The sequence below is a fragment of the Bradyrhizobium sp. CCBAU 65884 genome, assembly GCF_028128835.1.
In the GTDB taxonomy this organism is placed as follows: Bacteria; Pseudomonadota; Alphaproteobacteria; order Rhizobiales; family Xanthobacteraceae; genus Bradyrhizobium; species Bradyrhizobium ottawaense.
In genome coordinates this window covers 42,449-48,946 of the sequence record NZ_LBJU01000088.1, presented here as the reverse complement: position 1 = coordinate 48,946, position 6,498 = coordinate 42,449, and the positions used below count along the sequence as shown (strand labels likewise).

Below are 6,498 nucleotides of genomic sequence, written 5' to 3'. Positions count from 1 at the left end.
TGGCCGCGGTCGACGTGGCAGCGATCGTCGACAAGGCGGTGGCCGCGCACAAGGGCGAGAAGCTGGAATGGCGTACCTCGATCGTCGACCTGATGAAGGCGCTCGACATCGATTCCAGCCTCGCTGCGCGCAAGGATCTCGCCAAGGAGCTCGGCTACAGCGGCGACATGAATGACTCCGCCAGCATGAACGTCTGGCTGCACAAGCAGGTGATGTCCAAGCTCGCCGCCAATGGCGGCAAGCTGCCGCCGGAGATCAAGCACTGACTGCAAGCACTGATCGACCGCCGGTCGTGTCGCAAGGGCCCGCAGTCGCGCGGGCCCTTTTGCTTTCAGGCGACCAGATCCGCGTCCTCCGGATGCCTGTCGAGATAGTCGACGACGAAGCCGCAGCCGGCAATCACCTTGCGGCCGTCGCGCCGGATCAAATCCAGCGCGCCCTTGATCAGCTCGGAGGCGATGCCGCGGCCGCGCAGCGCGCGGGGCGTCTCGGTGTGGGTGATGATGACCGCCGTCGGGGTCAGCCGGTAATTGGCGAAGGCGACCTCGTTGCCAACATCGAGTTCGAAGCGGCTCCTGTCCTTGTTGTCCCGTACCGATGCCACCATGCAAGATCCTTCCGACGTGCGTCTGACGCGTTGATCTAGGAGCCCGTCCCCGTCCTTGGCAAGGCGCGGCCATGGGAGCTTGCCGCACGGCAGATATCTGCAAACGCGCGTGCCTGTAGCTGCAGCGCAGTACGAGAAGCCATCCTTGGTGAACACCACGCCGGCTCCAATAATTACCGGCGACACCCTTGCAAGTTCCACGGCGGCTCCCACGTCCTCTCAAGGACATACGCCCGAATGCGGCCGGCAGGGTCGCTAGACATTCGGAGTGTCATGATTGCCAGCCGCAGACGTATGCCTCTTTGCAGGAGGTTACGATGTCGGACTTTGGTTTCTTGAATACTCATCGAACATGGGAAGACTGGTGCGGGATGCTGCTCGGCGCGCTCATCGTGGCTTCGCCGTGGTTTCCCATCCAGGATCCGGCGATTGCCGGGCACCCGACGGCGATCCTGAATACGGTCGCAATCGGCCTGGTCGTATTTGGCATCAGCCAGCTCGAATATGTCGCCTTGCAGCGCTGGCAAGAGGTGACGACGATCCTCGTCGGACTGTGGCTCATCGCCTCGCCTTACGCCCTCGGCTATTCCGCTGACGGCTTTCTCCGCATCTACCACACGAGCCTCGGCGCGGCGGTGGTGCTGCTGGGCATCCTTCAGCTGTGGCAGGACTGGGATCTGAACGATCAGGACATGCTCAAGCACGGACGATAGGCCGTAGATGTCGGCAGGCCCGCTGGCTTTGGGCGGCGGGCCTGTGCTCTCACCTCGCCACGAGGTCGGAATAGTCCGGATGCTTTTCGATCCATGCCTTCACGAACGGGCATTGCGGGATCAGCTTCAATCCGGCGGCGCGGACCTGGTCGAGAGCGCCTTGCACCAGCTTCGAGCCGACGCCCTTGCCGCCGAGCTCCTTCGGCACGTCCGTATGCTCGAATGTGATGACGTTGCCATCGAGCTTGTAATGCTCGGTCGCAAGATTGCCATCCACTGCGAGCTCGTAGCGGCAGTGGTCCTTGTTGTTGATGACGTTGCTCATGTTGTCGCCCCTCCAGCTGCCAGCCTCGCGCACCAAGTCATAACGCACGGTCGCGCCGGCCGGTTTCCGATGTTGAGGTCGTTCGGTTCAATCGGCCGCTTTGGCGAGCCTGGAATCTTCGGGCTGCTGCGGCGGACGCAGGCATCCCTGGCAGATGACCAGGGAGCGGTTGACCCTGGCATCCTGCTCGGCCTCGCTGGCATCCTGCGCCTGCCACCATTCCTTCGACTGAGGCTGAAGTCCGGCCTGCGATGTGTTGCGCTCGGATCGGGCCGCGGTCCGTGCTGGTTGTGCGGCTGCCCGCGGTCGATTGGGATCCTCGCCGGCGCCATCCCAGGCGTAACGCGCAGGCTTGAAGGCGGGATCGGAGGCCAGATGCGCCTGCGGCGCCACGGCACATCCGGCGAGCACCAGCGACAACAGGAGGAAGGCGGGCGCTTTGACCATGACGCGGCACTCTTTACGCGAGAACTGAGCGAGGGTGCGCCGATCATGTTTAAAATTCCCTGAACGATTGCGGCCGCGCCGGCGACAAACGCGCATGCGCTATTTGATGCTTCTGCTCGCTCTGTTCGTCTCCGCCGCGCGCGCGGAGGATGCAAAGCCGTTCAATCCCTCCGACTATCCGCCCGGCGTGCAGAAGGCACTGCGCTACGCCAACGAGGAATGCACCAGCCAGGACGGTGGCGAGGTGACCTTCGCGCCCGATACGGTGCGCAAGATCGACCTGACCGGTGACGGCCGCGACGACTACATCGTCGATTTCCAGGACACCAAATGCGGCGATCGCGAGACGACCTATTGCGGAACTGGCGGCTGCGTCATCAACATCCTGGTGGCGCTGCCGGACGGCAACGTTCGCCCGGTGTTTGACGGCTATGTCCTCCGCTACAAGATCATGGCCCCGCCGATGAAGCGCGGCGCTGCGCGCACCGTCCGCTTCGATCTTCATGGCAGCTTCTGCGGCGGCTTTGGCCCGCAGACCTGCGTCAAGCAGAAGGCGATCACGGCGACGCCGTTTGCGTTCAAGCAGCCGTAGGGGAGCCGTGCATCCGCCGGCCTTGCAGGGGCGCGGGCGATGGCGATAAATGGGATGCAATGAGCCGGCGGCCAGCGCGCCGTCCGCCCTCGAAGAGGAATCCCCATGCAGCCCCTGCGCATGTCCCGCCGCGTCATGAATCTCGCTCACATGCTGACCCAGAATGCGCGGCGGCATGGCGCGCGTCCCGGTTTCGTCTGGGGTGACAAGTCCTGGAGCTGGCGGCAGATCGATGCGCAGGTCTCGGCGCTGGCGGAGGCGCTCGCCGCGCGTGGCATTGCCAAGGGCGACCGTATCCTGGTCCATTCCAAGAATGGCGACGAGATGTTCTTCTCGATGTTCGCCGCGTTCCGGCTCGGCGCGGTCTGGGTGCCCACCAATTTCCGCCTGATGCCGGATGAGGTCACCTATCTCGCAGAAGCTTCCGGCGCCAAGGCGTTTCTGTGCCATGTCGATTTTCCCGAGCATGCGGCGGCCGTGAAAGGCGGCGCGCTCGAGTTCACCTGGAGCGTCGACGGCAAGGGCGCGTTCGGCGAGCGCTCGGTTGCTGAGGCCATTGCCTCGCAGGCCGGCGCCAATGTCGCGAATGTCGCTGTCGAACACGACGATCCCTGCTGGTTCTTCTTCACCTCGGGCACCACCGGCCGCTCCAAGGCCGCGGTGCTGACCCACGGCCAGATGGGCTTTGTGATCACCAACCATCTCGCCGATCTGACGCCCGGCGTCACCGAGAACGACGCCTCGCTGGTGGTGGCGCCGCTGTCGCATGGCGCCGGCGTGCATCAACTGGTGCAGACCGCGCGCGGCGTCTGCACTGTCTTGTTGCCGACCGAAAAATTCGACATCAACGAGGCATTCCGCCTGATCGAGATCCATCGGGTCGCCAATCTCTTCACGGTGCCGACGATCCTGAAGATGATGGTCGAGCACCCCGCCGTCGACAAATACGATCATTCCTCGCTGCGTCACGTGATCTATGCGGGGGCACCGATGTATCGCGAGGATCAGAAGACCGCGCTGAAGAAGTTCGGCAAGGTCATCGTGCAGTATTTTGGCCTCGGCGAGGTCACCGGCAACATCACCGTGCTGCCGGCAGCGCTGCACGATCCCGAGGACGGCCCGCACGCGAAGATCGGCACCTGCGGCTTCGAGCGTACGGGCATGCAGGTCTCGATCCAGGACGACGAGGGCCGCGAGCTCGCGGCCAACCAGAGCGGCGAGATCTGCGTGATCGGGCCGGCGGTGCTCGCAGGCTATTACGACAATCCCGAAGCCAATGCGAAGGCGTTCCGCAACGGCTGGTTCCGCACCGGCGACCTCGGCCACATGGATGAAGAGGGGTTCGTCTACATCACGGGCCGCGCCTCCGACATGTACATCTCCGGCGGCTCCAACATCTATCCGCGCGAGATCGAGGAGAAGATCTTGACGCATCCCGCGGTCGGCGAGGTCGCCGTGCTCGGCGTACCCGATGCGACCTGGGGCGAGGTCGGCGTCGCCGTCTGCGTGGCCCGTGCCGGCGAGAAGGCGGTGAGCGAAGCCGAAATGGCGGCGTTCCTCTCGCCGAAGGTGCCGCGCTACAAGATGCCGAAGCGGTTCTTCTTCTGGGAGGCGCTGCCGAAATCCGGCTATGGGAAGGTCCCCAAGCGCATGGTGCGCGACGAGCTCGAGGCGCGCGGGCTGCTCGATCTCGACAAGACGAAGACAGGCTGAGCGCAGGTGATGAGGAGTATCACGCAGCCGGGCGCGCCCATCGCGGAACGCATTCAATGGGTGGAGGCGAGGGGGCGCGCCTTCTCGTTCACGCTTCCGGCAGGTCTGCCGCTGCTGGAAGCCGCGCGGCGTGGCTTTGCGGCGGAGGGATTTGCCGGCGGCGTGCTCAACTTCCGGCACGGCGCGCTCGGGCCGTTCGCCTATGTCATGCCGGCGCTGTCGAAGACCGGCGAGAACGCGGCGTTCTATAGCGACACGTACCGGCCCGGCGGCGTGACGCGCACGAAGCTCGGGAGCATGACGCTCGGCATGCGCGACGGCGTGCCGTTCTTTCACTGCCACGGGCTGTGGACGGAGGCGGACGGCAAGGCGAGCGGTGGCCACATGCTGCCGGACGAGACTGTTGTCGCCGAACCGTTCGAGGTCGAGGCCTTCGGCCTTGATGGCGCGATGTTCGCCGCCGAGTCCGATCCCGAGACCAATTTCAAGCTGTTCGGGCCGGTGGCGGCTGCGAGCAGCGGCGCGCGCACCACGGCCAGCGCCTTCGCGCTGCGGCTGCGCCCCAATCAGGATCTTGCTGGCTCCCTCGAAGACTTCTGCCGCACGCATGGCATCGCGCGCGCGAAGATCCATGGTGGCGTCGGCTCGACCATCGGCGCGCGCTTCAGCCATGGCGGCGTGACCGAGCCGTTTGCGACCGAGCTTGCGGTGACGGCCGGTCTGATCGCGCCCGGGCACTCCGGTGCGATCGAAGCGGCGCTCGACGTCGCGCTGGTCGACTACACCGGCGGCTTGGCGGAGGGGCGGCTGGTCCGCGGCGACAATCCCGTGCTGATGACGATGGAGCTGGTGCTGGAGGCGCTGGACTAGGTTGCGACCGGGGCTCGCCGGGAGCCCCTGCCACTTGCGCGGCATCATTGTTCCCGTTACGTTCCGGTTTGAGATCGCCGGTGGCGGAACGGACGGAGAGACGACCATGAGCCGGCGAGGCCATCGCACGATCAACCTGCCGGCACCGTATCTGAAGCGGGTCTGGCTCGACCCGTCGAAAATTCACGATCGCGAGGCCTATCCGTTTTGCCTGCCCATCTTCCCGGATGATTTCGAGCTCAGCTTCGACACGGCTATCACGATCATCGTTGGAGAGAACGGCACCGGGAAGTCGACGATCCTCGAGGGCATCGCATCGCTCGCCGGCTACGACGATGCCGGCGGCGGCAAGGGCTATATGCCGGTCGACCATTCCGAGGCGCGCGAGAAGATGGGCGGCCAGCTCGGCAAGGCGCTTCGCGCGAGCTGGCTGCCGAAGATCAGCAATGGCTGGTTTTTTCGTGCCGAGAGCTTTTTCTCGGTCGCGCGGTATCTGGACAAGGCCGCGCGTGATGCCGGCCAGGCCGGTCCCGATTTCCTGTCGCACTCCCACGGCGAAGGCTTCCTGCGCTTCTTCGAGGAGCGTTGTCAGCGCCAGGGCATCTTCATCTTCGACGAGCCGGAATCGGCGTTGTCGCCGGCGCGCCAGATCGAGTTTTTGAAGCTGCTGCGACGCATGGAGGATTCCCGGATCTGCCAGGTCATCATGGCGACCCATTCGCCGATGCTGATGGCGTATCCCAATGCGCGGCTGCTGCGGCTGGCGAAATATGGGCTGGAGCCGGTGACGGTCGAGGAGACGGATCATTACCGGTTGATGCGGGAGTTTTGTGCTGACCCGCGCGGGTTTGTGGAGGCGACGCTGGAGGAATAGCTGAACGTGTCTGACGGCTGTTCTCTCCGCTGTCGTTGCGAGGAGCCCTTGCGACGAAGCAATCCAGGATCTTTCCGCGGCGGCAGTCTGGATTGCTTCGCTGCGCTCGCAATGACGGTATGTTGAGTAGCGGCATTCTCCGCTCTGGTGTCCCGGACAAGCTGCAACGCGCATAGCGCGTCGAAGACGCGCGTAAACGCGCTTAGGGCGTTGCGGCGCAGAGCCGGGACCCAGGAGCCGCAGGTGTCGTTGCGGCGTGGGCCCCGGCTCTGCTGCGCATCACTTCGTGCTGCGCCGCGTCCGGGGCACGAGACTGTCGGTGAAGGTCTGGCACAGGCTTTCATCCTCGCGGCACAT

The 6,498-nt window shown here is 64.8% G+C and carries 9 protein-coding genes; 6 read left to right on the top strand and 3 right to left on the bottom strand.

Translation table 11 applies throughout. From position 1 onward, the window contains the following. Positions 1 to 266, top strand: a 266-nt coding sequence (locus XI03_RS06225; RefSeq protein ID WP_271591624.1) for a DUF3597 domain-containing protein, incomplete at its 5' end; no start/stop codon positions are given. Positions 267 to 331: 65 nt separating this feature from the next. Here XI03_RS06225 and XI03_RS06220 read toward each other — a convergent pair. Next, a complete protein-coding gene (locus XI03_RS06220) occupies positions 332 to 607 on the bottom strand; it encodes a GNAT family N-acetyltransferase (protein ID WP_212249637.1) in 276 nt (91 codons plus the stop codon). 317 nt (positions 608 to 924) lie between these two features. Here XI03_RS06220 and XI03_RS06215 point away from each other — a divergent pair, with 317 nt between their 5' ends. Then, complete coding sequence (locus XI03_RS06215) at positions 925 to 1,320, top strand: SPW repeat protein (RefSeq protein WP_028144492.1); 396 nt, start codon at positions 925 to 927, stop codon at positions 1,318 to 1,320. 49 nt (positions 1,321 to 1,369) lie between these two features. Here the strand turns inward: XI03_RS06215 and XI03_RS06210 are convergent, their stop codons facing one another. Both XI03_RS06210 and XI03_RS06205 read right to left on the bottom strand, forming a co-directional pair. Continuing rightward, on the bottom strand, positions 1,370 to 1,645 hold the full coding sequence (locus XI03_RS06210; RefSeq protein ID WP_028144493.1) for a GNAT family N-acetyltransferase: 276 nt from the start codon (positions 1,643 to 1,645) through the stop codon (positions 1,370 to 1,372). 87 nt (positions 1,646 to 1,732) lie between these two features. After that, on the bottom strand, positions 1,733 to 2,092 hold the full coding sequence (locus tag XI03_RS06205) for a hypothetical protein (protein ID WP_271591623.1): 360 nt from the start codon (positions 2,090 to 2,092) through the stop codon (positions 1,733 to 1,735). A 94-nt stretch (positions 2,093 to 2,186) separates the two neighbouring features. Between XI03_RS06205 and XI03_RS06200 the strand changes: the two genes are divergently transcribed. From XI03_RS06200 to XI03_RS06185, 4 genes are all read left to right on the top strand, one after another. After that, entirely contained in the window at positions 2,187 to 2,684 is a 498-nt protein-coding gene (locus tag XI03_RS06200) for a hypothetical protein (RefSeq protein WP_028144495.1), read from the top strand. Between the two features lie 105 nt (positions 2,685 to 2,789). Continuing rightward, positions 2,790 to 4,397, top strand: a complete 1,608-nt coding sequence (locus XI03_RS06195) for an acyl-CoA synthetase (protein ID WP_271591622.1) — start codon at positions 2,790 to 2,792, stop codon at positions 4,395 to 4,397. A 9-nt stretch (positions 4,398 to 4,406) separates the two neighbouring features. Next, complete coding sequence (locus XI03_RS06190; protein ID WP_271591621.1) at positions 4,407 to 5,267, top strand: PCC domain-containing protein; 861 nt, start codon at positions 4,407 to 4,409, stop codon at positions 5,265 to 5,267. A gap of 106 nt (positions 5,268 to 5,373) precedes the next feature. Next, positions 5,374 to 6,141: an AAA family ATPase gene (locus XI03_RS06185; protein ID WP_271591620.1), complete on the top strand. Its 768-nt coding sequence runs from the start codon at positions 5,374 to 5,376 to the stop codon at positions 6,139 to 6,141. Positions 6,142 to 6,498 lie beyond the last annotated feature (357 nt).

What these genes read in the sequence shown, in the direction of transcription:
- XI03_RS06200 (WP_028144495.1), top strand. Translation starts at nt 2,187, where the DNA reads ATGCGCTATTTGATGCTTCTGCTCGCTCTGTTCGTCTCCGCCGCGCGC.
- XI03_RS06220 (WP_212249637.1), bottom strand. Translation starts at nt 607, where the DNA reads ATGGTGGCATCGGTACGGGACAACAAGGACAGGAGCCGCTTCGAACTC.
- XI03_RS06205 (WP_271591623.1), bottom strand. Translation starts at nt 2,092, where the DNA reads ATGGTCAAAGCGCCCGCCTTCCTCCTGTTGTCGCTGGTGCTCGCCGGA.
- XI03_RS06195 (WP_271591622.1), top strand. Translation starts at nt 2,790, where the DNA reads ATGCAGCCCCTGCGCATGTCCCGCCGCGTCATGAATCTCGCTCACATG.
- XI03_RS06185 (WP_271591620.1), top strand. Translation starts at nt 5,374, where the DNA reads ATGAGCCGGCGAGGCCATCGCACGATCAACCTGCCGGCACCGTATCTG.
- XI03_RS06210 (WP_028144493.1), bottom strand. Translation starts at nt 1,645, where the DNA reads ATGAGCAACGTCATCAACAACAAGGACCACTGCCGCTACGAGCTCGCA.
- XI03_RS06215 (WP_028144492.1), top strand. Translation starts at nt 925, where the DNA reads ATGTCGGACTTTGGTTTCTTGAATACTCATCGAACATGGGAAGACTGG.
- XI03_RS06190 (WP_271591621.1), top strand. Translation starts at nt 4,407, where the DNA reads ATGAGGAGTATCACGCAGCCGGGCGCGCCCATCGCGGAACGCATTCAA.